The following is a 24633-nucleotide window of genomic DNA, read 5'->3' on the forward strand; positions in this document are numbered from 1 at the left end:
CTCAGTCGCGGTAGAGCACCATGCCCGCGTGATAGAGGATGCCGTTCCTGAAATCGCCATCGGCCAGGAAGCCGGTGTCGTCGACATAGTCGATATGGCTGCCATGCAGCGCATAGCGGCCCTGATAGGCCTTTTCCCGGTGGCCGCGGGCTTCGATATAGCGGCCATTGGGCAGGATCTCGTGGCGGATATAGCCGTCGCCGGTAACCCAGAGGCCGATAAAGGGATTGCTTGTCGTCATTGTCGTTTCCTCGGAAATTACCTGCCAGAAATGCTTGTTCTCGCTCATGCCCCACGGCGTTGCGATGGTGATGGCGAAAATGAAGCCGAAGGCCGCAAGGATAGCACCGCGACCGAGCCACTCGCGCTTTTGCGCCTCAACCATTGAGACCTCGCGCCACCATCGCCGCGCGCTGTGCCCGCCGAGATGCGACCTGCCGCCGGATAGTCGCGGCCATCTCGCGCGTCCAGCGCACCGGACTTTCCAGAAAAAATTGAAAGGCTGTCATTTCAGGACCTCCTGATAGGGACCACGTCGCCGTCCCTCGGCGCCGTGGTTCCCATATGGGGAGGCGAAATCGCCAGGTGGTAGAACAGTCGCCCGCAAGGATTGCACGATCCTCCGAATTGCACGATCCTCCATCTGGCATTATAGAGACGGATACCCACCTTGAGTGCGCAAACCCCTATCATTCATGGCATGCAAGAGAAAACACGATGACCAGCCACATCCTTCTCAAGAACCTGATTGCACGACACGCCACGAATGATGGCGTTCAGGCAACGGCCGTTCCGCGCCTGCAGCTGATCCGCATGAGCCAGCCGACCGAGCCTTTGCACGCCGTGCACAAGCCGGCGGTCTGCATTCTCGTACAGGGCAGGAAGCGCGTCTCGCTCTGCGACAAGGTGGTGGAATATGGCGCCGGCAGCCACCTGATCGTGTCGCTCGAACTGCCGGTGGTCGGCCATGTGATCGACGCCACCGAGGACGAACCCTATCTCTGCCTGCGGCTCGAACTGGATCTGGCGACGCTCGGTCATCTGGTGCTGGAGATCGACGAGGAGCTGTCGCTGTCGTCGCCCGCCTGCACCGCGCTCGGCGTCGGCGACACGCCGCAGCCGCTTGCCGATGCGGCGGCACGGCTTGTCGGCCTGCTCGACCGACCCAAGGACATTCCCTTCCTGGCGCCGCTGATCGAGCGCGAAATCCTCTATCTGCTGCTGCGCGGCGACCATGCCGGCCTCATCCACCGGATGCTGACGCCGAACCACCGGATGCAGAACGTCAACCGCGCGATCAGCTGGATCCGGGCGAATTTTCACCTGCCGTTCTCGATGGAGCAGCTCGCCTCCGAGGCCCGGATGAGCGCCTCGTCGCTGCACGAGCATTTCCGCACGATGACGAATATGAGCCCGCTGCAATACCAGAAGCAGTTGCGCCTGCAGGAGGCGCGTCGGCTGATCCTGACGGAGGCCATGGATGCGGCGACGGCCGGCCGCCGGGTCGGCTATGACAGCCCCTCGCAGTTCTCCCGCGAATATCGCCGCCAATACGGCGCGCCGCCGGTCTCCGACATCTCGCGGCTGAAGGTCCGGCCGGAGCGCTTCGCCGAGGCCTGATCGACCGGGGCATCTCCGCAGCCCATGCCTGCGCCTTCGCCAGGCGTCAGAGCGTCTTCTTGAAATAGACGACGCGCTCGGTCTCCTGAAAGCCCAGCGCCTCGTGCATCTGTTGCGAGACGAGATTGTCGATGGTGACGTCGGCGGCCAGTTCGCTGACGCCGCGAGCCATGGCCCATGCGGTGACGGCTTCGACAAGCTGGCGCGCGCAACCGCCGCGCCGCGCGTCGGGAACGACGAAGATCCCTTCCAGAAAGGCGACCGGCGAGGTTTCGCAGCCATTGACATAGTCGAGCCGCAGGCTGGCCTCGGCAAAGCCGAGCGCCTTGCCGGCGGGCCCGCGCGCCAGGAAGATGCAGTAGCGGTCTCCGCGCCGCACCAGTTCGCGCATGGTCTCCTTCAGCCGTTTCGGCTCGGTCTCCTCGCCCCAGAGCGCCTGGCGCAAGGGCAGCCAGTCGTTGAGGTCCGTCTCATTGGCCTGGCTGATGCTCAGCTTGCGCTGCGTCGCTGCGTCCATGCACCTCTACTCCCCCTGGATCTGCCGCGCGTCGGCGGCAGACGGACATCCTTATCGGCCGATCGTCCCGACCCGCCGTCAAAGCCTTGCACAAAAGCCGTCGAACGGCGCAAGGGTGACATGATCGCCGTCATGGTGGCCGCGCATGCCGGGCATGACAACCGCCTCGTCGATCACCACCCCCTTGGGCAGCCGGAAGTCCTGCGGCTTGCGTCCCATGTTGAACAGGAACAGCATGCGCTCGCCCTCGCCCTGCCGGGTAAAGCCCAGAATGTCGGCCGGCATGTCGAGGAAATGCATCGAGCCGGTCTTCAGCACCGGATTGGCCCGGCGAAAGGCCAGCACCTTGCGGTAATGCTCGAGAACGGAATGGTCGTTGCCGTTCTGGGCGGAGACGGCCAGCGCCTGATGCTCGGCCGGCACCGGCAGCCACGGCTTTGCCGCGGAAAATCCGCCATTGTCCTTGTCCGCTTCCCAGGGCATCGGCGTGCGGCATCCGTCGCGCCCCTTGAAGGCCGGCCAGAAGCGGATGCCATAGGGATCGCGCAGATCCTCGAAGGTCAGCTCGGCCTCCGGCAGGCCCAGCTCCTCGCCCTGATAGAGGCAGATCGACCCGCGCATCGAGGCCAGCAGCGAGATCGCCAGCTTGGCGACCGGCGCCCTTTCGGATTCGACCTTGATGAAGCGGCTGACATGGCGGTGGACGTCATGGTTGGAAAACGCCCAGCAGACCCAGCCATGCGCCACCATGCCCTCGAAGGCGGTGACGCAATGGCGGATATGCGCCGGATCGAAATGCGGGCCGAGCAGGTCGAAGGTATAGCACTGGTGCAGCTTGTCGCCGCCGGAGGTATAGGCCGCCACCGTCTTCAGCGAGCGGGCGCCGTCACCGACTTCGCCGACCGTCGTGCGGTCGTCATATTCGTCGAGCAGCGCCCGGAAGCGCCGCAGAAAGCCGAGATTTTCCGGCTGCGTCTTGTCGTAGAGGTGGTTCTGCATGCCGTAGGGATTGACGTCCGGCGCGTCGAGGCCGGCATCCTCGCTGTCGGGCATGTGCGGCGGGTTGTTGCGCAACTCCTTGTCGTGGAAATAGTAGTTGGCGGTGTCGAGGCGAAAGCCGTCGACGCCGCGCTCCAGCCAGAAGCGGGTCGCCTCCAGCACCGCGTCCTGGACTTCCGGATTGTGGAAGTTGAGGTCCGGCTGCGAGGCGAGGAAATTGTGCATGTAATACTGCTTGCGCACGCCGTCCCATTCCCAGGCCGGGCCGCCGAACACCGAAAGCCAGTTGGTCGGCGCCGTGCCGTCCGGCTGCGGATTGGCCCAGACATACCAGGAGGCCTTGTCGTTGTCGCGGCTCGTGCGGCTTTCCTTGAACCAGGGGTGCTGGTCGGAGGTGTGGCTGATCACCTGGTCGATGATGATCTTCATCCCCAGCTGATGCGCCTTGTCGAGCATGGCGTCGAAATCGGCCAGCGTGCCGAACATCGGGTCGACATTGCAGTAGTCCGAAACGTCATAGCCCATGTCGGCCTGCGGCGAGGTCATGAACGGCGACAGCCAGATCGCGTCAACGCCGAGCGAGGCGATGTGCTCGAGGCGTGCGGTTATCCCCTTGATGTCGCCCATCCCGTCGTCGTCGCTGTCCTGGAAGGAGCGCGGATAGACCTGATAGATGACGGCCCCGCGCCACCATTCATGGCCGGTGTCGGAGCTTTTCGTCTTGGGGTCGGTCACTGTCTTGTCCATGATCGGTCCTCGGCTGGTCGATTTCGGGTCGACCTATTGGCATATCGGGCGCAGCAACAGGTCTGGCATTGCCATGCGTCGTCTTTCCGACAGACGGGGTTACCCCCCGGCTGTGACATCAAACTGTAATACAACCATCACATAAAGCGCGAAACGGAAGCGGAAAGACTCACGGCACGATACCTATTCTAGGGCGGCGGCAGGCCAGTGGAACCACTCGCCATGACAGGCAATGCAAATAATCTCGCGGACGGTGCCGAAGGCGACATGGAAAGCCCGCTTGCGGATGTCTCGGGCGCCCGCCTGACCATCGTCACCGATGCCTGGCACCCCCAGGTCAACGGCGTCGTGCGCTCCATCGAAACGACCAATCGGGAGCTTGAGAAACTGGGCGTTACGGTGTCGCTGATCACGCCGCAACGCTTCCGCTCCGTTCCGATGCCCACCTATCCGGAAATCCGCCTGTCGCTGACGACCCCGCGCAAGCTCGGCCGGATGATTGCGGCCGAACGGCCGGACTATCTGCATATCGCCACCGAAGGACCGCTCGGCATCCTTGCCCGCAACTGGGCGCTGAAGCACGGCATGGCGTTTTCGACCAGCTATCACACCCGCTTTCCCGAATATGTGGCCGAACGCCTGCCGGTGCCGATCGGCTGGCTCTATGGCTTTATCCGCTGGTTCCACAACAGGGGCGGCGCCTGCATGGTGGCAACCGAGAGCCTGCGCCGGGAACTGTCGGAGAAAGGCCTCCGCAACCTGCAGATCTGGAGCCGCGGCATCGATACCGCGCTCTTTCATCCCCGGCCGCGCGAGGAGACCCCGTTCGGCCTCGCCCGCCCGATCTTCATGACGGTCGGACGCGTGGCGGTGGAAAAGAACCTGCCCGCCTTTCTCGATCTCGACCTGCCGGGCTCCAAGGTGGTGGTCGGCGACGGCCCGGCGCGGGAGGAACTGGCCGCACGCTATCCGGGCGTCACCTTCACCGGGGTGAAATTCGGCGAGGACCTCGCCCGCGCCTATGCGCAGGCCGACGTCTTCGTCTTCCCGTCTCGGACCGACACTTTCGGCAATACCATCCTGGAGGCGCTTGCCTCCGGCGTTCCCGTCGCCGCCTATCCGGTAACCGGTCCCGTCGACATCATCCCGCAGGGCAGCGGCGCCGGTGCACTCGACGAAGACCTGCGGGCAGCCTGCCTTGCCGCCCTCCCCCAAAGCCGCGAGGCCGCGCGGGCCCTTGCCGAAACCTTCTCCTGGGCCTCGGCAACGCAACAGTTCATGGCCAATGTGGTGGCAGCGAAGGCGCGGAAGAAACGGCGCCAGCGGCTGGCAGAAGCGCGCGGCAGACAGTTTTCCTAGCGGCGGATCGCTTGCGCGTGCAGGGTTGCAGAGGGACAGGCGCCCTGCCTGATCCCTAGAGCATTTCCAGGAAAAGTGTAGTCGCGGTTTTCTGTCCGGAAATGCGTAAAACAACAAACGAGAGCAGGTCGGGTGAACGCGTGTTCACCGGACCTGCTCTAGACCCCGATATCCCGCATGCTCGCTGCAAAGTCGGCAGCCGAGCCCAAAATGGCTCGGAACTGCGTCGACAACGAACCTTTTCCCCTCCGCAAGGCACATAGCATCACAGCCCGATCGTGGGTGCTGCCATCTAGAGAGGTGAAACACAACAGAATGTTGAAATTCGGAACGAAGTCCTATCCCGACAATCTCAATGATATCTTCAGGAACAAGGAGATGCTGAATGCCCTTCTGTCTTTCTCCAAAAAGGAAGCCAGCCTGGAAAGTCTCCAGTTCCTGCTCGCACGCTTCGATCCCTACATTCTCCATACGCGTTTCATCGAGCCTGGATCAGAGGAAGAAATCAACATATCGGGCGACCTTCGGAAACGCATGCAGGCGCTTGCCGCAGCAGCGCAATGGACGGATGCCGAATGGCCGCAGCTGATCCGGAAGGCCAAGCTGGAAATCCGCGATATGTTCGAGAACGACAACCTCCACCGCTTCTGGGATTCTCCGCACTTCAAGGCATTCCACGTGAAGAACGGCGGCAATGCCAATGACAGCAAGAATGGAAAAGAGGCAGACCCGCCGGAGGTCATGTCGAAGCAGATGCGTGCCGCCCGGCAACTCGGCATCGAGGATACCAAGGCGCTCTCGGCCTATATCAGTGCCTTCGAGAGGCTCGGCGCTGCCAAGACGCGCGCCGCCGCCGTCAAGCTGCTGCGCGACGCCCGCATGAACATGACGCCGACGGTCTTCAACAAGCTTCTGGTCGTCGAGGGCTTTGCCACCGAGCCGCAGATCACGATACCGCAGCCCGTGACCGGTCCGGATGTCAGCCACATCAACCTCGATCTGCCGAAACTGCGCACCGTCTGCGGCTTCACCAAGGTCGCCGGCGTGGAGTTCCAGGACAATATGCGTCTGATGATCAAGGCGCATCTGAACGGAGAACGGACCAAGGCCATCACGCTGTTCGAAAAGATCCTGAAGAAGGAACCGAATGACAGCAAGGCACAGACCACGCCCTTCGTCGACATGATCAAGCTGATGAAGACGAAAAAGGTGTTCGACATCGATATCGACGACATCATGTGAACCGTCGGACAGGACGGTCGGCGGGATTGCCGCCGGCCGACCTCGTCCAGGGCGAGCCTATCCAAAGCGCTGTTTCAGTCGCCTGGTCCCGCCCCGGATCGATGATCGCCCCGTTGGTATCGAGCGAAGTCCGACACAATGCGGGTGACCACCGCCAATCCGTGGACCAGAGCGGCGGCCGCGATCAGGGCATCGGTCTCATTGCGGCGATCCTCAAGACCAGCCCTTTCACCGGATGAGCGGACATCAGGGACCGGCTGGTCCGGCCGGCGGCCTTCACCCCAGCACATAGCTTTTGCAGATCGAACCGGCCCTGCGCCGGTACGCGCGAAAACCCATGGCCTCGTAATAGGCAAGCCCGAGCGCGTTATCGGCGCCGATGGTGGCGTCGATCGCGGGAAGCGCCGCCTCGCGCGCAGCCTCCAGCGAGGATGCAAACAGGCGCCGGCCGATTCCAAGCCGCCCCAGACCCGGCCGCACATAGGTGCCGATGATGCCCCAGCCAGGCGTGACGCCGTAAGGATTATCAGGCATTGCCCGCTTCAAGGACTGGAAACCGAGAATGCTGCCGTCCGCACCGGTCGCGACCGAGCAGCGGACGCGATTGCGATCCTCGAGATAGCGCTCGCGGACATGCTCTGGATCGCTGCTGCGGTCGCTCCCGGAGGCGGCGACGACCAGCGCCAGCACGGCGCTGATGCCGTCCGCGTCACCGGCGATCGCCGGGCGAATGAGGATGTCTGCAGCTTGCATCGCCGCCCAATCCTTCTTCCAGTCGGGAAAGCGGACAGAAGCCCGGGCGACGCATGAGGCTACCGCCGCTTCTTCGCCCGGTTTGCAAACGGGTTGTCGCCGGTCTTCAGGTGGATGCGGATCGGCACGCCGGGGATATCGAAATCGGCGCGGATGCCGTTGGTCAGATAGCGGATATAGCTTTCCGGCACCGACTCGGGCCGGGTGCAGGAAATCATGAAGGCCGGCGGACGGGCTTTCACCTGGGTCATGTATTTCAGCTTCAGCCGGCGTCCGGAGACGGCCGGTGGCGGATGCTGGGTCTGCACCGCGTCGAGCCAGCGATTGAGCCTGGCGGTCGAGACGCGACGGTTCCACACCTTGTCTGTGTCGATCACCGATTGCATCAGCTTGTCGAGCGAGTAGCCGGTCTGGCCGGAAATCGGCACGGCGCGGATGCCGCGCGCCTGCGGCAGCAGCCGCTCGGTCTTTTCGCGCAGGTCGGCGAGCAGTTCCTGCGGGTCTTCGACCAGATCCCATTTGTTGAAGGCGATCACCGCCGCCCGGCCCTCGCGCAGCACAAGGTCGACAAGCTGCAGGTCCTGCTTTTCGAACGGAATGGTCGCGTCGAACACGATCACCACGGTCTCGGCGAAACGGATCGAGCGCAGGGAATCGGCGACAGACAGCTTTTCCAGCTTTTCCTGCACGCGGGCCTTGCGTCGCATGCCGGCGGTGTCGAACATCCGGATGGTACGGCCGCGCCAGTCCCATTCGACCGAGATGGAATCGCGGGTGATGCCGGCTTCCGGGCCGGTCAGCAACCGGTCCTCGCCGAGGAAGCGGTTGATCAGCGTCGACTTGCCGGCATTCGGACGGCCGATGATGGCAACCCGCAGGGGCTTGGTCTCGTCATAGACGGGCTCCTCGTCCTCCTCCTCGTCTTCCGACGCGGGCAGCGGGATCGAGACATTGGTGACCGCCTCGTCCACTTTCGGCGGAAAGGCGCGCTCTTCGCCGATCGCCTCGACGATCGCGTCGCGCAGGTCGATCATCCCCTGGCCATGTTCGGCCGAGATCGGGCAAGGCTCGCCGAGCCCCAGCGTATAGGCGTCGTAGAAGCCGCCGTCGGAGCCCTTGGCTTCGGCCTTGTTGGCGACGAGGACGACCGGCTTGCCGCGACGGCGCACGAGTTCGGCGAGTTCCTGGTCGATCGGCGTCAGGCCGAGCTTGGCATCGACGACGAACAGCGCGAGGTCCGCCTCATCGATGGCGATCTCCGTCTGGGCGCGCATGCGGCCCTCCAGCGTATCCGGCCCCGCCTGTTCCAGGCCGGGCGTGTCGATGATGTGGAAACGCAGGTCGATCAGCTTGGCCTCGCCCGGACGACGATCGCGGGTAACCCCCGGCGTGTCGTCGACTAGCGCCAGTTTCTTGCCCACGAGCCGGTTGAACAGCGTGGATTTGCCGACATTCGGGCGGCCGACAATGGCAACGGTGAAGCTCATGAGCCCGCTTTCTCGAGCGGCCTTTCGTGTCCGAAAAGGCTCGCGTTGGCGCAATTCCCGCAAACGTGCCAAGCGGCCTTCCGTTGCGGAATTGCCTTCAAATCAGTCAGTCGAGACGGCGCCGGGCCCTTGGGGAGACCGGCTGTCCGCTCAGGCCGGTCCCAGGGACGCGGTGATGTTGTCGAGCATGATCTGTGCGCGGCGCGACAGGTTGCCCGGCGCGTCGGTATCCTCGGTGATCTGCTCGAACCACTCGCGCGCCTTGCTCAGGTCGTTCGCCTTGTAGGCGGCAAGACCGAGCGCCTCGCGAGCGGAATTGCGCAGCGGATTGCCCGGCACCGCCATGGCCTCGACCTCGGTCGAAACGGCCGCATAGTCGGCGGTGTCGACCAGCAGGAAGCCGGCGCGCATATGGGCGACATCGCGCAGTGCATCTTCGACCGACATATCCTTGCCGATATCCGAGAAGGCCGCAGCGGCGCCCTTTTCGTCGCCGGATTCGGCCTGCAGCGTGGCGGCGCGGAAGCGGGCGAGCACCGGATAGGAACCATGGCCCTCGGCCTCGATCTTGTCGAATGCCTTCATCGCCTCGTCGGTCTTGCCCTTGGCGGCCAGATCGAGCGCCGCGCTGAAGGCGTCGCCGGAACCGGTGGCGCGCTGGTCCTGCCAGTATTCGTAGCCGACGGAGGCGGCGGTGCCCAGGACGACCAGCACGGCCACGACGAGCATCACCGGTCCGTAGCGTCGCCAGACATGTCTTGCCCGGTCGGAACGGAGTTCGTCGTTCACCTCGCGGATGAAGCTGTCGTTGTGGTCAACCATGTCCTGTCCCCGCAGCCGGGGCCTCTATGCCCATAAATCCAGGTGCCGCAGCCTTCGGGTTGCGGTATCGAAACGGCCTTCTAGCCGCAATTTGCCGGAGATCAAAGGGGGCGCGTGTCAAATTCGCGCCAAAGCCCTGCAATCCGTGCTCACAGGCTCATTGCCGGGATCGGAGCGACGCCGATCAGCAGTTCGTGCAGCTTCAGCAGCAGGGCCGCCCAGACCACCACGCCGACGACGACCGCGATCACGTCATAGCGCGCCGATACGAAAGACGGCAGCATCAGCTCGCCACGCCGCCAGCGCTTCTTCAGCGCGATGCGCATGACGACCCCCCAGGCGAGAAACGCAACGAACAGCAGGATCGAGGCCAGATCGCCATTGGCCAGCAGATGCGCGAAGGCCCAGATCTTCACCGACAGCACCATCGGATGCTTGGTCTTCGTCTGGATATGGCCAGCCGGCATCAGGCTGGCGATGAAACAGATCATCGCGAACAGCATCAGCAGCACGGTGATGTGGCTCATGAACTCCGGCGGAAACCAGACATTGATCACCGGCGCGACGGCAAAGCCCCAGATGAGGATGACGAGCGAGACGAGGCTTGCGGCCGAATAGACGCCGCGCCAGGGCCCTTCGCCCATCTTTTCCACCATGGACCGGCGGAAGCCGGGCGCTGCAAGCCGGATCGAATGCACGCCGAGGAAAAGGATGATGCCGAGAATGAGAATGGCCATGAACGCCCCCGCTACTCGATGATAAGGAAACTCAAGGGATGCATAATGCCCATGGCGGCAAATTACCAGCGCGCTTTCGCAGCCGGGCCGCCCGACAAGACCCGCATGTCTCCCAAGCTTTGCCGCATTTGAATGGCACCTGCCAATCCGCTTGAACAGAGAGGTGAATTTTGCGGTTTCTTCCAGCGCTTGCCAACAAGGCCGCCGGCGTGCTTGCCACGCTTCTGGTCCCCGCCCTGTCGGTCGCGACGGCCCATGCCGGCGACCGGCCGAAACAATATGTGGTGATCTCCTTCGACGGCGCCGGCGACAACACGCTCTGGGTCAAGAGCCGGGAGCTGGCCAATGCCAACCATGCCAATTTCACCTATTTCCTCTCCTGTACCAATCTGATCCCCAAGGCGGATGCCGATCTCTACAAGGCGCCGCATCATTCGGCCGGCCATTCCAATGTCGGCTTTGCCATCGACGCCGAGGACGTGCGCCTGCGGCTGCGGCAGATCTGGAAGGCGCAAGCAGAAGGCAGCGAGATCGCCAGCCATGCCTGCGGCCATTTCAACGGCAAGGACTGGTCGAAGGCCGACTGGCTGACCGACATGGACAGTTTCGACACCTTTGTCGGCGATGCCTGGAAAACCGCCGGCATTCCGAACGAGGAGCCCGAGGGCTGGCGCGATTTCGTCAAGACGAAGATCCGCGGCTTTCGCGCGCCCTATCTGTCGTCCGACAGGAACCTGATCGCGGCGGAAAAGGCGCATGGCTATCATTTCGACGCCAGCCCGGTCGCCGACCGCCCGGAATGGCCGGAAAAGGATGGCGATCTCTACCGTTTCGGCCTGCCGCTGATCAAGGAAGGCCCGCGGCAGCGCAAGATCGTGGCGATGGACTACAATCTCTTCACCCGTCATTCCGACGCCAAGGAAACACCGGATACCGACGGCCGGTTCGAGGAGCGCGCCTATCAGGCGTTCCGCCAGGCCTTCGACCAGGAATATAACGGCGACCGCAACGTGTTGCAGATCGGCTTCCACTTCGTCGCCATGAATGGCGGCGCCTATTGGCGGGCGCTGGAGCGGCTGCTGCCGGTGTGCAAGGAGCCGGACGTCGCCTGCGTCACCTATTCCCAGGCGATTGCCGCGATGGAGAGCGGCGAGACGCCGAAAACCGGTCTCTGACGGCAGGCGACGGGGAGAATTTTCGCCTGTCGAGCCGAATTTTTTGAACAGTTTCAACAACCGGGAGGGCGAAAGCCTGCCCGGTTTTCCACGTGCCTCGCCGGTGCGGCTATCCTGATCGGGTCATTGCAGGGAACCGGGATCGCGAGCCTGATTTCCTCCCCGGTCGGGTTCGTGGACGAACCCCGGTTTTGCGGTGACGGTCGTGGCGGGCGCTGCCTTGCCCCTCTCAACAGGGAAAGGGCAGCGCCCATCGGCAACCACGGCCGGGGCAGGCGGACAGCCTGATCCACAACCACCCATGACATGACCCGCCTGCCCCACCCACCAACAGGGAAAAACCGCGCCGGAGATTGTCCGGCGCGGCTGAAACGGCTGCCAGTCTTTTTGAAGAAGCCGCGGGATCAGGTCGGCTTGTCGGCCTCGATCTCGCCGTGCTCGGCCTCGTCGATCAGATATTCCTGGTCATAGGTCGGCAGCGGATCGTCGTCGATCGCCGCCTCGAAGGCCTTCAGGCGCTTGTGGATGGAGAGCAGCTCGATGATCGTCGTCCAGGAATTGACCAGATACTGGAACGAGTTCGACACCTGGCCGAAGGCGGTGGCGATCTGCTGGTAGATACCATAGGTGATCTTGCCGGCGACGATCGTCGGCACCAGCACGACCAGCAGGAACATGGCGTCCGCCTGGATGTAGAAATAGCGGGCGACGTTGAAATAGAGATAGTGGAAATAGAGGGTGAAGTAGTTCGTCCGGACATTGGAGAACAGCTCCTTCACCGTCGGCGGCTGGGCCCGTTCGGCATGATCCTCGCCATAGACGAGCTCCTTGCGGTAGGCCGCCTCGACCCGCTGGTTCTTGAAGTTCAGGCCCGGCAGCTTGATGCCGACGACCGCCAGCAGGAAGGTGCCGAGCAGCGACCAGAAGATCGCAAGCCAGACCAGCACATGCGGGATATGGCCGATGATCGGCAGTTCGCCGACATAGCCCGACAGCGAAAACAGGATCGGCAGGAAGACGATCAGCGTCATCACCGCATTGATCAGCGAGATGCCGAGCCCTTCGAGCGTCGAGGAAAACCGCATCGTGTCTTCCTGCACACGCTGCGAGGCGCCTTCGATGTGGCGAACCTTCTGCCATTTCGACATGTAGAAGTCGTTGAGCGCGGTGCGCCAGCGGAAGATATAGTGGCTGGTAAAGAAGTCGGTGAGGATCGACACCGCCATCGACAGGAAGGCGATCTTGGCGAAGATCAACTGCAGATCGTAGAAATCCCAGACCGTGATGCCCGGCTTTTGGCTGAGCGCGTTCTGCAGCAGGTCGCCGAAAGGCCGGCGCCAGTTGTTGATGACGACGGAGATCTGCACGCCGAAATAGGTCGCGGCGATGATCGCCAGCGAGCCCCAGATCGACCAAAGCGTCCAGGTGTGATCCTTGGCAATCACCTGCCAGGTGCCGCCGAACAGGCCGAGGCAGACGAAGAAATAGCCGTAGAACCAGAGATTCTTCGGCATCAGGAAATAGGTCAGGTCGAAGGGTTCCTCGCCGCCCTTGCCGCCAAAGCCGAAACTGTCGCCGATGCCGTCGATGAGGAAATACCAGGCGAGAATACAGACGAGCGCCCATACCGCGGCTGATGTGAAAAAGAGCTTCGGCTTCGGGAAGAAGGAGTGGAACACTGGCGAGCTTTCTCAGGCGTTGGAGGGCATGCACGATTGCCTCGTTTGCCCGCAAACTAGGGCAGAACTGAGCTGCCAGCAATGTCCGGCGAAGATTGTTACACAACTGTAACAACAGCCATTCTTCTTGAAAGACCTGGGAGCGTCTGGCGGTCGACAGCATTGCGGGCGTCCCGCTGCTACCGGCCCGAGTATTTCGCCGTCATAAAACCTTCGCCGCCTTTTTTTTGCGCGCGTCAGGCCAGGCGGCGGCGCACGCTCATGACGGCGGCGAAGGCCAGCAGCAGCGCCAGCGCGCCCAGGAGGCTAGCAAGCGTGAAGCTGCCGGTTGCCTCGGCCGCGCGCCCGGCCACCAGCGGGCCGATGATCTGGCCGATGCCGAAGGCGGCCGTCATCACCGCCAGGCAGCGGCGCGGACTTTCAGGCGCAAGCACCCGGCCGATGCGAAGCCCATGCGCCGTCACCACCATGAAGGTGCCCCCGAGCAGGGCGCCGCCGACCAGCGGCGCATAGGGCGACGGCAGCGCCACCGAGCCGAGCACACCGATCGCCTCGACGATCAGCGCCAGCGGATAGCTGACGGCAAGTCCGAAGCGGCGCACCAGCGGCCCCCAGGCAAAGATCGAGGCGGCGGCCATCAGGCCGGTGACGAACCAGGTGAGAAATTCGACCGCCGGGCCGGCATCGCCGGTGCGCGCCATGGTGACGATGAAGGTCGCGGTGATCACATAGCCGAAGCCGAACAGGCCGTAGGAGAGCGTCAGCAGCGTCAGCGGCAGGCGCCAGCGGATCGGCGGCTCGCTGTCCGGCTCCTCGGCAGCGCGCGGCAAGGCCGCCGGCAGCAGGCGCCAGACGACGAGAAGCAGCAGCAGGGTCACGGCGGCGCTGACGAACCAGTCCATCCGCCAGGCGGCCGCCCCGCCGCCTTCGGCCAGCGACCCCAGATAGACCATCAGCGAGGAAAGCGCGATGCCGAGCCCGACCCCGCAGAAATGCACCGAGGGCACGTGATCGCTGCCGCGCGCATGGGCATGGCCGAGCACGATCGAGGAGGTGAAGATCATCGCATAGGCGCTGGCAAGGCCGGCGACGAAGCGAATGAGGATGAAGGCCGCGATGCTGTCGGTAAAGCCCATCGCCGCCAGCATGACGGTGGAGATCAACAGCGCCGTCAGCGCCACCTGCCGCTCGCGCCCGGCGCCCCAGCCGAACGAGGCCAGCACGGCGCCCGCCAGATAACCGACGAAATTGGCCGAGGCGATATAGCCGGCCGCACTGGAGCTCAGCGGCACGCCGGCGACCATGCCGGGCAGGATCGGGGTAAAGACGAAGCGGCCGAAGCCCATGGCGGAGGCCATGGCGAGCGCACCGGCCATGGCGACCGGAACGAGCGAGGCGGGTGAAGAGGCTGTGGGGCGTTGCAACATGCCCTCCTCCTAATCGAGTGCGTCGAGATCGGCAAACGCACAAAATTGATGGCTGCGATCAATCGGGCGAAAGCGTTGGCAGCGCCACAGGGTGACCACCGCTTTGGCCTCCGTCGGCAATCGCATGCAAGAAAAGACCCCTCCCCACCCTCCCCCGAGGAAGGTCTGAACCCGATCGCCACGTTCACGGACAAAAGCGAGCGCTCGCCACGAGTCGATCTCCCCCTTGAGGGAGAGATGTCCGGCAGGACAGAGGAGGTTTTCCCCCTGCCGACGGCTCCTTGAGGCGAGACCCGAAAGACGGTAGCGACGACCTCAATCGGCCATGGTCAGGATCAGCGGTCCGCTTTTCGTCGCCACAACCGTGTGTTCGAACTGCACGGTCGGCGCCTTCGGGTCGGAATAGAGCGTCCAGGGATCGCCGCCATCCTCGGCCCATTGGCCGCCGAGCGACAGGAAGGGCTCGATGGTGAACACCAGGCCGTCTTCCATGATCCGGGTTTCGTCCGGATCGGGCCAGGTCGACAGCTCCTTCGGCTCCTCGTGCAGCGAGCGGCCGACGCCGTGACTGGCGAGATTGGCAATCAGCGTATAGCGGTTCTTCTTGGCAAAGGCGCCGATGGCATTGCCGATGCCGGCCAGCTTGTTGCCGGCCTTCACCTGGTTCAGCCCCACCCAGAGCGCCCGCTTGCCGTCGCGCAACAGCCGTTCGGTCTTGGTCGTACCCGGCGGCACGATGAAGGACTGGCCGGTATCGCCGAAAAACCCGTCCTTCACGCCGGAAACGTCGATATTGACCAGATCGCCGGCCTTGATCACCCGGTCGCCGGGAATGCCGTGGGCGACCTCCTCATTGACCGAGATGCAGGTGGCGCCGGGGAACTGGTAGCAGAATTCCGGCGCCGACTGGGCGCCGGCATCCTCCAGCACCTTGCGGCCGATCACGTCGAGCTCGCGGGTGGTGATGCCCGGCTCCAGCGCCTCGCTCATGGTCTTGATGGCCTCGGCGCAGATCCGGCCGATATCCTTCAGCTTCTGCAATTCCTCATCGGTGGTGACGATCATGCTTCATCTTCCGGCCCGGAGTTTCAAGCCCGCGCCGGCCTTCGTTCAAATTCAGACTGCGCCCGATGTGGCCTTGGCATCGTCCAAGGTCAACGCCTTTTTGACCAGCGGCGCGACTTTCGTGCCGAGAAGCTCGATCGCCTTCATCAGTTCGGCATGCGGCACCAGCCCGACGCCCATCTGGATCAGGAAGCGGTCATTCCTGAAGATCCTGTGATGCGCGACAATCTTGTCCGCCATCTCCTGCGGGCTGCCGACGAAGATCGCGCCGTGCTCGCCGCGCTGGGCGTCATAGGCGGCGCGGGTCATCGGGGCAAAGCCGCGCTCGCGGCCGATCCTGTTCATCACGGCGGCCTGCGGCTCGAAATAGATCTCGGCCGCCTTTTCGGTCGTCTCGGCGACGAAGCCGTGCACATTGATCGAGGTCGGCAGCTTGGCCACGTCATGGCCGACCTTTTCCGCCGTCTTGCGGTAGAGATCGAAGAGCGGCGCGAACCGGCGCGGTTCGCCGCCGATGATGGCAAGCGCCAGCGGCAGGCCGAAATAGGCCGCCCGCGCCACGGAATTCGGTGTGCCGCCGACGGCAATCCAGAGCGGCAGCGGATCCTGCAGCGGGCGCGGATAGACAGGCAGTCCGGGGATCGCCGCCCGCGTCTCGCCGCTCCAGCTGACGACCTCGTTGTCGCTCAACGCCATCAGAAGCTGCAGCTTCTCGTCGAACAGCTTGTCGTAGTCGTCGAGATCGTAGCCGAACAGCGGGAAGCTCTCGATGAAGGAGCCGCGTCCCGCCATGATCTCGGCCCGGCCGCCGGAAATCAGGTCGATCGTCGCATATTGCTGAAAGACGCGCACCGGATCTTCCGACGACAGCACGGTGACGGCGCTCGTCAGCCGGATATTCTTCGTCCGCGCTGCGGCAGCGGCAAGGATGGTCGCAGGCGAGGACGCCATGTAGTCGGGCCGGTGATGCTCGCCGAGCCCGAAGACATCGAGCCCCACCTGGTCGGCCAGCTCGATCTCCGCCAGCAGCTCGTCCATCCGCCGCTTGCCCTCCCGCCCCTTGTCGGCGGCATTCGGATCGACGTCGGCGAAGGTATAGATACCAAGCTGCATGGAAAGGCTCCGGGGTGCGGGTTCACGTTGAACCGGAGATAGGCGGAAACGGCGGGCCACGCAAAGGGGGATGGGGTGAACGGTGTGTTGCCTAGTCACTCGGTGTCGAGGCCGTGCCGTCGCTCATAGTCGGTGCAAGGAGGTGCAGGCTTGTCCTTCTCCCTGAGATAGCGGGCAAGCTTGCCGAAGAGATTAGGATGGCCCCGCTCGCTTTCCGGATTGTCGTTCACGGTCGTGATGAGCCAGTCCGTATCCGGCGATGCGATTTTGATGCATGCGGTCTTCGGCTCGTACCAGATCGATACGGTCAGCAACGTTCCGTGCGGTTCCGAGCGCATGCAACTTACTCCTCCGGAAATTGCTCAGGTAAGTTGGTCCAGCCGAGCAGCAGGGACAAGACCTAGATCATAAACTCGGCGCTACCGGTCACCTATCAGATGAAAATTTGAAGCCTCGATAGAAGAGTGCCATCAACGCCCCTCCACGCGACCTTGAAGATTGCCCAACGTGTCCTCGATCCTGCCGAGAGAGGCTTCCATGACCGTGCGGACATGGGCAAAACTGCCGCCAAGCTCCATCTTCGCCATCAGCTCGATGTCGTCGCGCATCTCGTCCTGTCGTCGTTCAAGCCGACGGCTCAGTTCGTAATTCGCCGTCATCAGCCGCATCATCTTGCCGAGATCCTTGCGCATCAAGCGCATCTCGTCGAGATTGCCCTTCACCTGCCGTGCCAGAAATTCGAGAGTGACGCCTTCCATGGTCGAGAACCGATCCTGATATGCGTGACGAATTGCAGAACTGTAATCGCGTTTCCGGCAAACGCCAACGGCTCTACAATGTCTTCCCCCCCTCGGGGTCTGCCGATCAGCGGATGCTGCTTCTTCATCGTAGGCCGACATTGCTGTATGATATCCGTAAACAAGGAGAGCGTCATGAGCCAGGCGAATGCCGTGCCGGAGCAGGATCTCGACAGACGGCGGGCGATCGCCGCTGCCGGCGTGGCTGCACTCCAGAGAGACGCCGCGCTGAACGGCATTGAGATCCTTTCCATCGGCTCCCTGGCGCGGTGGGACTTTCGCATCCATTCCGACATCGATCTCCTGGCGCTCGGGCCCATGCCCACCGAGCGGCGCGTGATCATCGAACGCCTCGTCGCCAAGCATATGCGCGAAACAGGTATTCCTTACGACCTGATGTACGAAGCGGATCTCACGCCGCAAGCCGTCGCGGACCTACTCAATGACCGCGGTTAATCTGGCGATATTTTCCCGAATGGTGCCGCGCATGGAACGCACCGAGCATGAACTGCGGCAACTGGAAACCTATTACCGCAAGCATGCCGGGGAGGTTGCGCAGGGTGACTGGGGCGCCGTGTCCGCCGTCGCTCTCGGTGTCCACAATGTCTACAACGGCATCGAACATCTGCTGACCGGCATTGCCAGAGACATCGATGGCGCCGTGCCAACCGGCCCGGCCATGCATCAGGATATTCTGGACCAGATGGCGGCTGGCATTGCCGGCATACGCCCGGCCCTGCTAACGGAGTCTCTCTACAGCAGTCTGATCGAGCTGAAAGGTTTTCGGCATCTGGTGCGCCACAAATACGGCTTCGACCTAAAGCCCGACCGGGTCGTCGAGAATGTGGAACGGATGCTGGCCACTTGGCCACAATTCGTCACGGCCTTGGAGAAGCTCGAGCGCAGCATGCACACACAGAACTACAACGCTCAGACCTGATCCCCTCCCCTGCGGCAAATCGCCATTGCGCGGGAACTTCCTTTGCCGCTACCCTTTCCTTTCGCGACGCAACAGAATGCCTTTCCGTTCAACAAGGCGTTCGTCGACAAGGGAGTGAAATCCATGACAAGAACAGTGGTCGTCACAGGCTCCACCAGCGGGATCGGGCTTGGCATCGCCAAGGCCTTTGCCAAGGAGGGTGCGAATGTCGTGATCAATGGTTTCGGTGACAAGGATGCCATCGAGAAGGAGCGCAAGGGGCTGGAGGCCGGCGGCGGCAAGGCGCTCTATCATGGTGCCGACATGACCAAGCCCGAGGAGATCGCCGACCTGATCGCCACCGCCGAGCGGGAATTTTCCGGCATCGACGTGCTCGTCAACAATGCCGGCGTCCAGCATGTCGCGCCGATCGAGGAGTTCCCGATCGACAAGTGGAACCAGATCATCGCGATCAACCTGTCGAGTTCGTTTCACACCGTGCGCTGCGCGATCCCGAAGATGAAGGAGCGCAAGAAGGGCCGGATCATCCAGATCGCCTCTGCCCATGGCCTTGTCGCCTCGCCCTACAAGTCGGCCTATGTGGCGGCCAAGCACGGCATTCTGGGGCTGACCAAGACGGTGGCGCTGGAGACCGCGCGCGACGGCATCACCATGAACGCCATCTGCCCCGGCTATGTGCTGACGCCGCTGGTGGAACAGCAGATCCCCGATACCGCCAGGGCGCGCGGGATTTCCGAGGAGCAGGTAAAGAACGACGTGATGCTGCATCTGCAGGCGACGAAGCAGTTCGTCGATGTCGACCAGATCGCGGCGCTCGCGCTCTATCTGGCAAGCGACGCGGCCGCCCAGGTGACCGGCACATCGATCTCGATTGATGGCGGCTGGACGGCGCAGTAGACTGCAAGACCGTCCGGCAAAGCGGCAGGGGCGCTTAAGGTTGCCCTTGCCGCCTGGCGCAAGCGCTTTCGGCGGGCGAATCGACAGCGTCGTGCGCCCGTCGATGACGATGACTCGGACACGATGACGATGACCATGCGGGTCGCGGGTGCTGCCTGCGGCGCGCGGCAGACCGGGGGGACAACACGGCATCGCCGGACCGGCTGCGAGGGGACAGGGATTTTTGATGACGCAAGGCATTCGCTTTCTGCTGAACGGCGACATGGTGACGCTGGAGACGGTCGATCCGACCGGGACGCTGCTCGACTTCCTGAGGCTCCGCCGGCGTCTGACCGGCACCAAGGAGGGCTGCGCCGAGGGCGATTGCGGCGCCTGCACCGTGCTGATCGGCCGGCTTGCCGGCGACGATCTCCTCTATGAAAGCGTCAATGCCTGCATCCGCTTCACCGGCTCGCTCAATGCCACCCATGTGGTCACCGTCGAGCATCTGGCGCAGGAAAACGGCCGGCTGCATCCGGTGCAGCAGGCCATGGTCGACTGCCACGGCTCGCAATGCGGCTTCTGCACGCCCGGCATCGTCATGTCGCTCTATGGCCTCTGGCTGTCAAACGACGATCCGACCAGGTCCGAGATCGAGCGGGCGCTGCAAGGCAATCTCTGTCGCTGCACCGGCTACGAGCCGATCGTCAGGGCGGCCGAGCAGGCCAGCACCACACGGCCGTCCGCGCTGTTCGACCCGATCCGCCAGGAGCGCGAGCGGGTGACGGCAAGGCTGAAGGAATTTTCGACCGCCGAGACGATCCGCATCGGGGGCGACGGTCGCGAACTGGTCGTGCCGGGCTCGGCAGCAGCGCTGGCCGAGGTGCTCGCCGAACAGCCCGACGCCGTGATCGTCGCCGGCGCCACCGATGTCGGGCTCTGGGTCACCAAGCAGATGCGCGAATTGTCGCCGGTGGTCTTCATCAATCATCTCACCGAGCTGCAGCAGATCGAGGCCGATGCCGCGGGGATCACCCTTGGTGCCGGTGTTTCCTATTCCGCCGCCTGGGCGGCCCTTGCCCGCGAAATCCCGGCGCTTGCGAGGCTGATCGACCGCATCGGCGGCCAGCAGGTGCGCCACATGGGCACGATCGGCGGCAATATCGCCAATGGCTCGCCGATCGGCGACATGCCGCCGGCGCTGATCGCGCTCGGTGCCACCGTGACGCTGCGCTCGGCCGGGGGACGCCGCACGCTGCCGCTGGAAGACTTCTTCATCGCCTATGGCAGGCAGGACCGGAAGCAGGGCGAATTCGTCGAGCGCATCTTCGTGCCGCGCCCTGCGGACGGCAGTCACTACGCCGTCTACAAGGTGTCGAAGCGCCGCGAGGAGGACATCACCGCCACGCTCGGCGCCTACCGGCTGCAGCTTGGCGCGGACGGCACGGTCGACGACATCCGTATCGCCTATGGCGGCATGGCCGGCATTCCGAAGCGGGCAAGCGCGGTCGAGGTAGCGCTTGCCGGCAAGCCGTGGACGGCCGAGACCATCGAATCCGCGCGAGAAGCCTTCGACCGCGACTTCCAACCGCTCACCGACTGGCGCGCAAGTGCAGAGTACCGCCAGCTGACGGCGAAGAACCTGCTGACGCGGTTCTTCCTGGAGACCACGGGCCAGGGTCAGGAACTGCAGCGGTTTGCTGTGGAGGAGGCGTGATGGCGTTTTTTCCCTCTTGCTCGTCTACACGACCTTACCCCCCTCTGTCCTGCCGGTCTTTTGGGTCGAGCCACGTGTCTCGACCCGTCCTTCGGACCCCGCCTCAAGGGGGGAGATCAGCTGGGGGTAGCCGCTCGCCAAAATCCGCTGCCGAGACTGGCGCTGGTAATTACGTCAGGGGTCTGCGGGAATTGACGGTGCTCGTTCTCCGAGGGTCACGAGGGACTGGTGCCGGTGCGGCAGATCGATCTCCCCCCTTGAGGGGGAGATGTCCGGCAGGACAGAGGGGGGTGGGCATCCCCGCTGACAGCAAGACGCGGCAGCGGCGAAACCCGCCAACGGGCCGGCACTCCGCCCCGACGAACATCTCCGCAAAAACTCCGAGGAGCCATCCCCATGGATAAGGCGCGTTCCGAGACGAAGCCGGTGATCTCCGGGCCGATGCATGCGGCGCGCGCGCATGATTCCGCGCACAAGCATGTGGCCGGAAGCGCGGACTATATCGACGACATGCCGGAGCCCGCCGGCCTGTTGCACGGGGCGCTCGGCATGGCGGACCGGGCGCATGCGCAGATCGTCGCAATCGATCTCGACGCGGTGCGCGCAGCCCCCGGCGTCGTGGCCGTGCTCACCTCCAGGGACGTGCCGGGGATCAACGACATCGCCTCCGGCTCGCATCACGACGAGCCGCTGATCGCCGACCGGCTGGTGCAGTTCCACGGCCAGGTGATCTTCGCGGTGATCGCCGAGACGCGCGATCAGGCGCGGCGGGCAGCAAGGCTTGCCAGGATCGACTACAAGGACCTGCCCTTCTGGACCGATATCGACGGCGCGCTTCAAAACGGCGCCCCGCTGGTCACCCCCGGCATGACGCTGAAGCGCGGCGAGGCGGAAGACGAACTCGACAAGGCAGACCACCGGATCGCCGGCACCATGCGGATCGGCGGCCAGGAGCATTTCTACCTCGAGGGGCAGATTGCGCTCGCCATCCCCGGCGAGGACGACGATGTCGCGGTCTGGTCCTCGACCCAGCACCCCTCCGAGATCCAGCACATCGTCTCCCATGTGCTTGCCGTGCCGTCGAATGCGGTGACGGTGCATGTCCGGCGCATGGGCGGCGGCTTCGGCGGCAAGGAAACCCAGGGCAACCAGTTTGCCGCGCTTGCCGCGATCGCCGCCAAGACGCTGAAGCGGGCGGTGAAATTCCGCCCCGACCGCGACGAGGACATGGCGGTCACCGGCAAGCGCCACGATTTCCGCTGCGACTACGACGTCGCCTTCGACGGAAACGGCGTGATCCACGCGGTTAACGCCAATTTCGCCGCGCGCTGCGGCTATTCGGCCGATCTCTCCGGCCCGGTCACCGACCGGGCGCTGTTTCATGCGGATTCCAGCTATTTCTTTCCGCATGTGCTTTTGACCAGCCAGCCGCTGAAGACCCATACCTGCTCCAACACCGCCTATCGCGGGTTCGGTGGGCCGCAGGGCATGGTCGGCGGCGAGCGGATCATCGAGGAGATCGCCTATCACCGGGGCGTCGATCCGCTGGAGATCCGCAAGCGCAATTTCTACGGGCCCACCGGCTCCGGCCGCGACGTGACGCCCTATCACCAGCGGGTCGAGGACAACATCATCGCCCGCGTCGTCGAGGAGCTGGAGACATCCTGCGACTATCAGGCGCGCCGCCGGGCGATCCTCGATTTCAACCGGACCAGCCCCGTCATCAAAAAGGGGATCGCGCTGACGCCGGTGAAATTCGGCATCTCCTTCACCATGACCGCCTTCAACCAGGCGGGCGCGCTGGTCCATATCTACCAGGACGGCTCGATCCACCTGAACCACGGCGGCACCGAAATGGGCCAGGGCCTCTATATCAAGGTGGCCCAGGTGATCGCCGACTGCTTCCAGGTCGATGTAGAGACGGTCAAGATCACCGCGACGACCACGGGCAAGGTGCCGAACACGTCTGCGACCGCCGCCTCGTCCGGCTCCGACCTCAACGGCATGGCTGCCTATGACGCGGCCCGGCAGATCAAGGAGCGGCTCATTGCCTGGGCGGCGGAACGGTTCGACGTTGCGCCGGACGAGATCGAGTTCCGGCCGAACCGGGTGAAGATCGGGACCAAGCACGACATGCCCTTTGCCGAATTCGTCCACCACGCCTATTTCGGCCGGGTGCAGCTGTCGGCCGCCGGCTTCTACAAGACGCCGAAGATCCACTGGGACCGGGCCGCCGGCCGCGGCACGCCGTTTTATTATTTCGCCTATGGGGCGGCCTGTTCGGAGGTGTCGATCGACACGCTGACAGGCGAATACCTGATGGAGCGCACCGACATCCTGCACGATGTCGGCCGCTCGCTGAACCCGGCGATCGATATCGGCCAGATCGAGGGCGGCTTCGTCCAGGGCATGGGCTGGCTGACGACCGAGGAACTCTGGTGGGACGACAAGGGCCGGCTCAGGACCCACGCGCCGTCGACTTACAAGATCCCGCTCGCCTCCGACCGGCCGAAGATCTTCAACACGAGGCTCGTGCCCTGGAGCGAAAACGCCGAGCCGACCATCGGCCGCTCCAAGGCGGTCGGCGAACCGCCCTTCATGCTGGCGATCTCGGTGCTGGAAGCGCTGTCGATGGCGGTGGCGAGCGTCGCCGACTACAAGACCTGCCCCAGGCTCGACGCACCGGCGACGCCGGAACGGGTACTGATGGCGGTCGAGCGGCTGAAGGCTGAGCGGTGACGAGACGCGGATGAGGAGCCTGATGCCGCATTTCGAGGTCGCCCCGCCCAACCGCCGCAATGCCCGCCGGATGCGCAAGGTTCTGACGGATGCGGAGCTCACATTCTGGAACGCCGTGCGGGCCCACCGGCTGATGGGCCTCGGCTTTCGCCGGCAGATGCCGATTGCCGGCTTCATCGTCGACTTCGCCTGCCCCGATCATCACCTGATCGCCGAGATCGACGGACCGAGCCACACGGACGACGTGGCGATTGCAAGGGATGCAGCGCGTGATCGGCATTTGCGCTTGCTCGGCTGGCACGTGCTGCGCTTCAGCAATGACGACGTGACGAAGCATCTGGACGATGTCTGCACGCATGTCCTGAGGGTGGTAGGCCTCGATTATCCGGGGCGCAAATAAGATGAACAGGCTGCAAAGCCATGCCCTTCTGATTGCCCGTGGAAGCGCTTGGCTGCCCCCCTCTGCCCTGCCGGGCATCTCCCCCTCAAGGGGGGAGATCGGCTGGGGGCGGCCGCTCGGCAGGCGGCTAGGCGGTGCGGACGGTGCAGGCGTCGAAATAACCTCTGTTGAAAAGCGCGATGAACGCTGGAGCAGCAACGGTTACCCACGCCGCCGAAAGACGCAGTGGCAGCCGCACGCTCCACTGATCTCCCTCCTTGAGGGGGAGATGTCCCGAAGGGACAGAGAGGGGTGGCTCGCCACAAGGACTGCCGCTTCGGATTGGCAACCAGAAGCAAAGGGAGCGCGAAGCGGGAACCGCCAATGCATGCCGCTACCCCCCTCTGCCCTGCCGGGCATCTCCCCCTCAAGGGGGGAGATCG

At 63.8% G+C, this 24633-nt stretch carries 23 protein-coding genes; 10 read left to right on the forward strand and 13 right to left on the reverse strand.

Annotated features, from left to right (window positions below; all coding sequences use genetic code 11):
- Nucleotide 1: 1 nt before the first annotated feature.
- Nucleotides 2–289 carry an Atu4866 domain-containing protein gene (locus J2Z17_RS23945; protein ID WP_209949199.1) on the reverse strand — a complete coding sequence of 96 codons (288 nt, stop codon included), beginning with the start codon at nucleotides 287–289 and terminating at the stop codon, nucleotides 2–4.
- Between the two features lie 428 nt (nucleotides 290–717).
- On the opposite strand from J2Z17_RS23945, the gene J2Z17_RS23950 reads away from it, so the two are divergent.
- Entirely contained in the window at nucleotides 718–1620 is a 903-nt protein-coding gene (locus J2Z17_RS23950; protein ID WP_209949146.1) for an AraC family transcriptional regulator, read from the forward strand.
- Between the two features lie 46 nt (nucleotides 1621–1666).
- On the opposite strand, the gene aac(6') is transcribed toward J2Z17_RS23950, so the two are convergent.
- Complete coding sequence (aac(6'), locus tag J2Z17_RS23955) at nucleotides 1667–2137, reverse strand: aminoglycoside 6'-N-acetyltransferase (RefSeq protein ID WP_209949149.1); 471 nt, start codon at nucleotides 2135–2137, stop codon at nucleotides 1667–1669.
- A gap of 78 nt (nucleotides 2138–2215) precedes the next feature.
- Nucleotides 2216–3883: a beta-galactosidase BglA gene (gene bglA / locus J2Z17_RS23960; RefSeq protein WP_209949151.1), complete on the reverse strand. Its 1668-nt coding sequence runs from the start codon at nucleotides 3881–3883 to the stop codon at nucleotides 2216–2218.
- 267 nt (nucleotides 3884–4150) lie between these two features.
- Here bglA and J2Z17_RS23965 point away from each other — a divergent pair, with 267 nt between their 5' ends.
- Both J2Z17_RS23965 and J2Z17_RS23970 read left to right on the forward strand, forming a co-directional pair.
- Nucleotides 4151–5242, forward strand: coding sequence for a glycosyltransferase family 4 protein (locus J2Z17_RS23965; RefSeq protein ID WP_209949201.1), 1092 nt, complete (start codon nucleotides 4151–4153; stop codon nucleotides 5240–5242).
- Between the two features lie 315 nt (nucleotides 5243–5557).
- Complete coding sequence (locus tag J2Z17_RS23970; protein ID WP_209949153.1) at nucleotides 5558–6484, forward strand: regulator of G-protein signaling domain-containing protein; 927 nt, start codon at nucleotides 5558–5560, stop codon at nucleotides 6482–6484.
- A 276-nt stretch (nucleotides 6485–6760) separates the two neighbouring features.
- On the opposite strand, the gene J2Z17_RS23975 is transcribed toward J2Z17_RS23970, so the two are convergent.
- The 4 genes from J2Z17_RS23975 to J2Z17_RS23990 all read right to left on the reverse strand — a co-directional run bounded on the left by J2Z17_RS23975 (nucleotide 6761) and on the right by J2Z17_RS23990 (nucleotide 10283).
- Nucleotides 6761–7237: a GNAT family N-acetyltransferase gene (locus J2Z17_RS23975; RefSeq protein ID WP_245224326.1), complete on the reverse strand. Its 477-nt coding sequence runs from the start codon at nucleotides 7235–7237 to the stop codon at nucleotides 6761–6763.
- A gap of 59 nt (nucleotides 7238–7296) precedes the next feature.
- A complete protein-coding gene (gene der, locus J2Z17_RS23980; protein WP_209949155.1) occupies nucleotides 7297–8724 on the reverse strand; it encodes a ribosome biogenesis GTPase Der in 1428 nt (475 codons plus the stop codon).
- A 150-nt stretch (nucleotides 8725–8874) separates the two neighbouring features.
- On the reverse strand, nucleotides 8875–9546 hold the full coding sequence (locus tag J2Z17_RS23985) for a tetratricopeptide repeat protein (protein ID WP_209949157.1): 672 nt from the start codon (nucleotides 9544–9546) through the stop codon (nucleotides 8875–8877).
- 149 nt (nucleotides 9547–9695) lie between these two features.
- Complete coding sequence (locus J2Z17_RS23990) at nucleotides 9696–10283, reverse strand: NnrU family protein (protein ID WP_209949159.1); 588 nt, start codon at nucleotides 10281–10283, stop codon at nucleotides 9696–9698.
- 170 nt (nucleotides 10284–10453) lie between these two features.
- Here J2Z17_RS23990 and J2Z17_RS23995 point away from each other — a divergent pair, with 170 nt between their 5' ends.
- Nucleotides 10454–11458 carry a polysaccharide deacetylase family protein gene (locus J2Z17_RS23995; RefSeq protein WP_245224327.1) on the forward strand — a complete coding sequence of 335 codons (1005 nt, stop codon included), beginning with the start codon at nucleotides 10454–10456 and terminating at the stop codon, nucleotides 11456–11458.
- A 404-nt stretch (nucleotides 11459–11862) separates the two neighbouring features.
- On the opposite strand, the gene sbmA is transcribed toward J2Z17_RS23995, so the two are convergent.
- The 6 genes from sbmA to J2Z17_RS24025 form a co-directional block, all read right to left on the reverse strand.
- The gene (gene sbmA / locus J2Z17_RS24000) at nucleotides 11863–13137 is read right to left on the reverse strand and encodes a peptide antibiotic transporter SbmA (RefSeq protein WP_209949161.1); all 1275 of its coding nucleotides are present in this window, start codon (nucleotides 13135–13137) and stop codon (nucleotides 11863–11865) included.
- Between the two features lie 236 nt (nucleotides 13138–13373).
- Nucleotides 13374–14564, reverse strand: coding sequence for a YbfB/YjiJ family MFS transporter (locus J2Z17_RS24005; protein WP_209949165.1), 1191 nt, complete (start codon nucleotides 14562–14564; stop codon nucleotides 13374–13376).
- 315 nt (nucleotides 14565–14879) lie between these two features.
- Entirely contained in the window at nucleotides 14880–15629 is a 750-nt protein-coding gene (gene map, locus J2Z17_RS24010) for a type I methionyl aminopeptidase (RefSeq protein ID WP_209949167.1), read from the reverse strand.
- 51 nt (nucleotides 15630–15680) lie between these two features.
- Entirely contained in the window at nucleotides 15681–16742 is a 1062-nt protein-coding gene (locus J2Z17_RS24015; RefSeq protein WP_209949169.1) for an LLM class flavin-dependent oxidoreductase, read from the reverse strand.
- A 95-nt stretch (nucleotides 16743–16837) separates the two neighbouring features.
- A complete protein-coding gene (locus J2Z17_RS24020) occupies nucleotides 16838–17080 on the reverse strand; it encodes a hypothetical protein (protein ID WP_209949171.1) in 243 nt (80 codons plus the stop codon).
- Between the two features lie 132 nt (nucleotides 17081–17212).
- The gene (locus J2Z17_RS24025) at nucleotides 17213–17500 is read right to left on the reverse strand and encodes a hypothetical protein (RefSeq protein ID WP_209949174.1); all 288 of its coding nucleotides are present in this window, start codon (nucleotides 17498–17500) and stop codon (nucleotides 17213–17215) included.
- A gap of 174 nt (nucleotides 17501–17674) precedes the next feature.
- On the opposite strand from J2Z17_RS24025, the gene J2Z17_RS24030 reads away from it, so the two are divergent.
- The 6 genes from J2Z17_RS24030 to J2Z17_RS24055 all read left to right on the forward strand — a co-directional run bounded on the left by J2Z17_RS24030 (nucleotide 17675) and on the right by J2Z17_RS24055 (nucleotide 24211).
- Nucleotides 17675–17995 (forward strand): nucleotidyltransferase domain-containing protein, encoded by a 321-nt coding sequence (locus tag J2Z17_RS24030; RefSeq protein ID WP_209949176.1) that lies wholly within the window; start codon nucleotides 17675–17677, stop codon nucleotides 17993–17995.
- A gap of 31 nt (nucleotides 17996–18026) precedes the next feature.
- Complete coding sequence (locus tag J2Z17_RS24035) at nucleotides 18027–18479, forward strand: ribonuclease toxin HepT-like protein (protein ID WP_245224328.1); 453 nt, start codon at nucleotides 18027–18029, stop codon at nucleotides 18477–18479.
- Between the two features lie 123 nt (nucleotides 18480–18602).
- Nucleotides 18603–19376, forward strand: coding sequence for a 3-hydroxybutyrate dehydrogenase (locus J2Z17_RS24040; protein WP_209949178.1), 774 nt, complete (start codon nucleotides 18603–18605; stop codon nucleotides 19374–19376).
- Between the two features lie 226 nt (nucleotides 19377–19602).
- Nucleotides 19603–21072 carry a xanthine dehydrogenase small subunit gene (gene xdhA, locus J2Z17_RS24045; RefSeq protein WP_209949180.1) on the forward strand — a complete coding sequence of 490 codons (1470 nt, stop codon included), beginning with the start codon at nucleotides 19603–19605 and terminating at the stop codon, nucleotides 21070–21072.
- Between the two features lie 396 nt (nucleotides 21073–21468).
- Nucleotides 21469–23811, forward strand: a complete 2343-nt coding sequence (gene xdhB, locus J2Z17_RS24050; protein WP_209949182.1) for a xanthine dehydrogenase molybdopterin binding subunit — start codon at nucleotides 21469–21471, stop codon at nucleotides 23809–23811.
- A gap of 22 nt (nucleotides 23812–23833) precedes the next feature.
- Nucleotides 23834–24211 carry an endonuclease domain-containing protein gene (locus J2Z17_RS24055; RefSeq protein ID WP_209949209.1) on the forward strand — a complete coding sequence of 126 codons (378 nt, stop codon included), beginning with the start codon at nucleotides 23834–23836 and terminating at the stop codon, nucleotides 24209–24211.
- Nucleotides 24212–24633: the final 422 nt, after the last annotated feature.

This window comes from Heterorhizobium halophytocola, assembly GCF_017873095.1.
GTDB lineage: Bacteria > Pseudomonadota > Alphaproteobacteria > Rhizobiales > Rhizobiaceae > Allorhizobium > Allorhizobium halophytocola.

What these genes read in the sequence shown, in the direction of transcription:
- J2Z17_RS23945 (WP_209949199.1), bottom strand. Translation starts at nt 289, where the DNA reads ATGAGCGAGAACAAGCATTTCTGGCAGGTAATTTCCGAGGAAACGACA.
- J2Z17_RS23950 (WP_209949146.1), top strand. Translation starts at nt 718, where the DNA reads ATGACCAGCCACATCCTTCTCAAGAACCTGATTGCACGACACGCCACG.
- bglA (WP_209949151.1), bottom strand. Translation starts at nt 3,883, where the DNA reads ATGGACAAGACAGTGACCGACCCCAAGACGAAAAGCTCCGACACCGGC.
- J2Z17_RS23965 (WP_209949201.1), top strand. Translation starts at nt 4,151, where the DNA reads ATGGAAAGCCCGCTTGCGGATGTCTCGGGCGCCCGCCTGACCATCGTC.
- J2Z17_RS23970 (WP_209949153.1), top strand. Translation starts at nt 5,558, where the DNA reads ATGTTGAAATTCGGAACGAAGTCCTATCCCGACAATCTCAATGATATC.
- J2Z17_RS23975 (WP_245224326.1), bottom strand. Translation starts at nt 7,237, where the DNA reads ATGCAAGCTGCAGACATCCTCATTCGCCCGGCGATCGCCGGTGACGCG.
- der (WP_209949155.1), bottom strand. Translation starts at nt 8,724, where the DNA reads ATGAGCTTCACCGTTGCCATTGTCGGCCGCCCGAATGTCGGCAAATCC.
- J2Z17_RS23985 (WP_209949157.1), bottom strand. Translation starts at nt 9,546, where the DNA reads ATGGTTGACCACAACGACAGCTTCATCCGCGAGGTGAACGACGAACTC.
- J2Z17_RS23990 (WP_209949159.1), bottom strand. Translation starts at nt 10,283, where the DNA reads ATGGCCATTCTCATTCTCGGCATCATCCTTTTCCTCGGCGTGCATTCG.
- J2Z17_RS24005 (WP_209949165.1), bottom strand. Translation starts at nt 14,564, where the DNA reads ATGTTGCAACGCCCCACAGCCTCTTCACCCGCCTCGCTCGTTCCGGTC.
- map (WP_209949167.1), bottom strand. Translation starts at nt 15,629, where the DNA reads ATGATCGTCACCACCGATGAGGAATTGCAGAAGCTGAAGGATATCGGC.
- J2Z17_RS24015 (WP_209949169.1), bottom strand. Translation starts at nt 16,742, where the DNA reads ATGCAGCTTGGTATCTATACCTTCGCCGACGTCGATCCGAATGCCGCC.
- J2Z17_RS24020 (WP_209949171.1), bottom strand. Translation starts at nt 17,080, where the DNA reads ATGCGCTCGGAACCGCACGGAACGTTGCTGACCGTATCGATCTGGTAC.
- J2Z17_RS24025 (WP_209949174.1), bottom strand. Translation starts at nt 17,500, where the DNA reads ATGGAAGGCGTCACTCTCGAATTTCTGGCACGGCAGGTGAAGGGCAAT.
- J2Z17_RS24030 (WP_209949176.1), top strand. Translation starts at nt 17,675, where the DNA reads ATGAGCCAGGCGAATGCCGTGCCGGAGCAGGATCTCGACAGACGGCGG.
- J2Z17_RS24035 (WP_245224328.1), top strand. Translation starts at nt 18,027, where the DNA reads ATGGAACGCACCGAGCATGAACTGCGGCAACTGGAAACCTATTACCGC.
- J2Z17_RS24040 (WP_209949178.1), top strand. Translation starts at nt 18,603, where the DNA reads ATGACAAGAACAGTGGTCGTCACAGGCTCCACCAGCGGGATCGGGCTT.
- xdhA (WP_209949180.1), top strand. Translation starts at nt 19,603, where the DNA reads ATGACGCAAGGCATTCGCTTTCTGCTGAACGGCGACATGGTGACGCTG.
- xdhB (WP_209949182.1), top strand. Translation starts at nt 21,469, where the DNA reads ATGGATAAGGCGCGTTCCGAGACGAAGCCGGTGATCTCCGGGCCGATG.
- J2Z17_RS24055 (WP_209949209.1), top strand. Translation starts at nt 23,834, where the DNA reads ATGCCGCATTTCGAGGTCGCCCCGCCCAACCGCCGCAATGCCCGCCGG.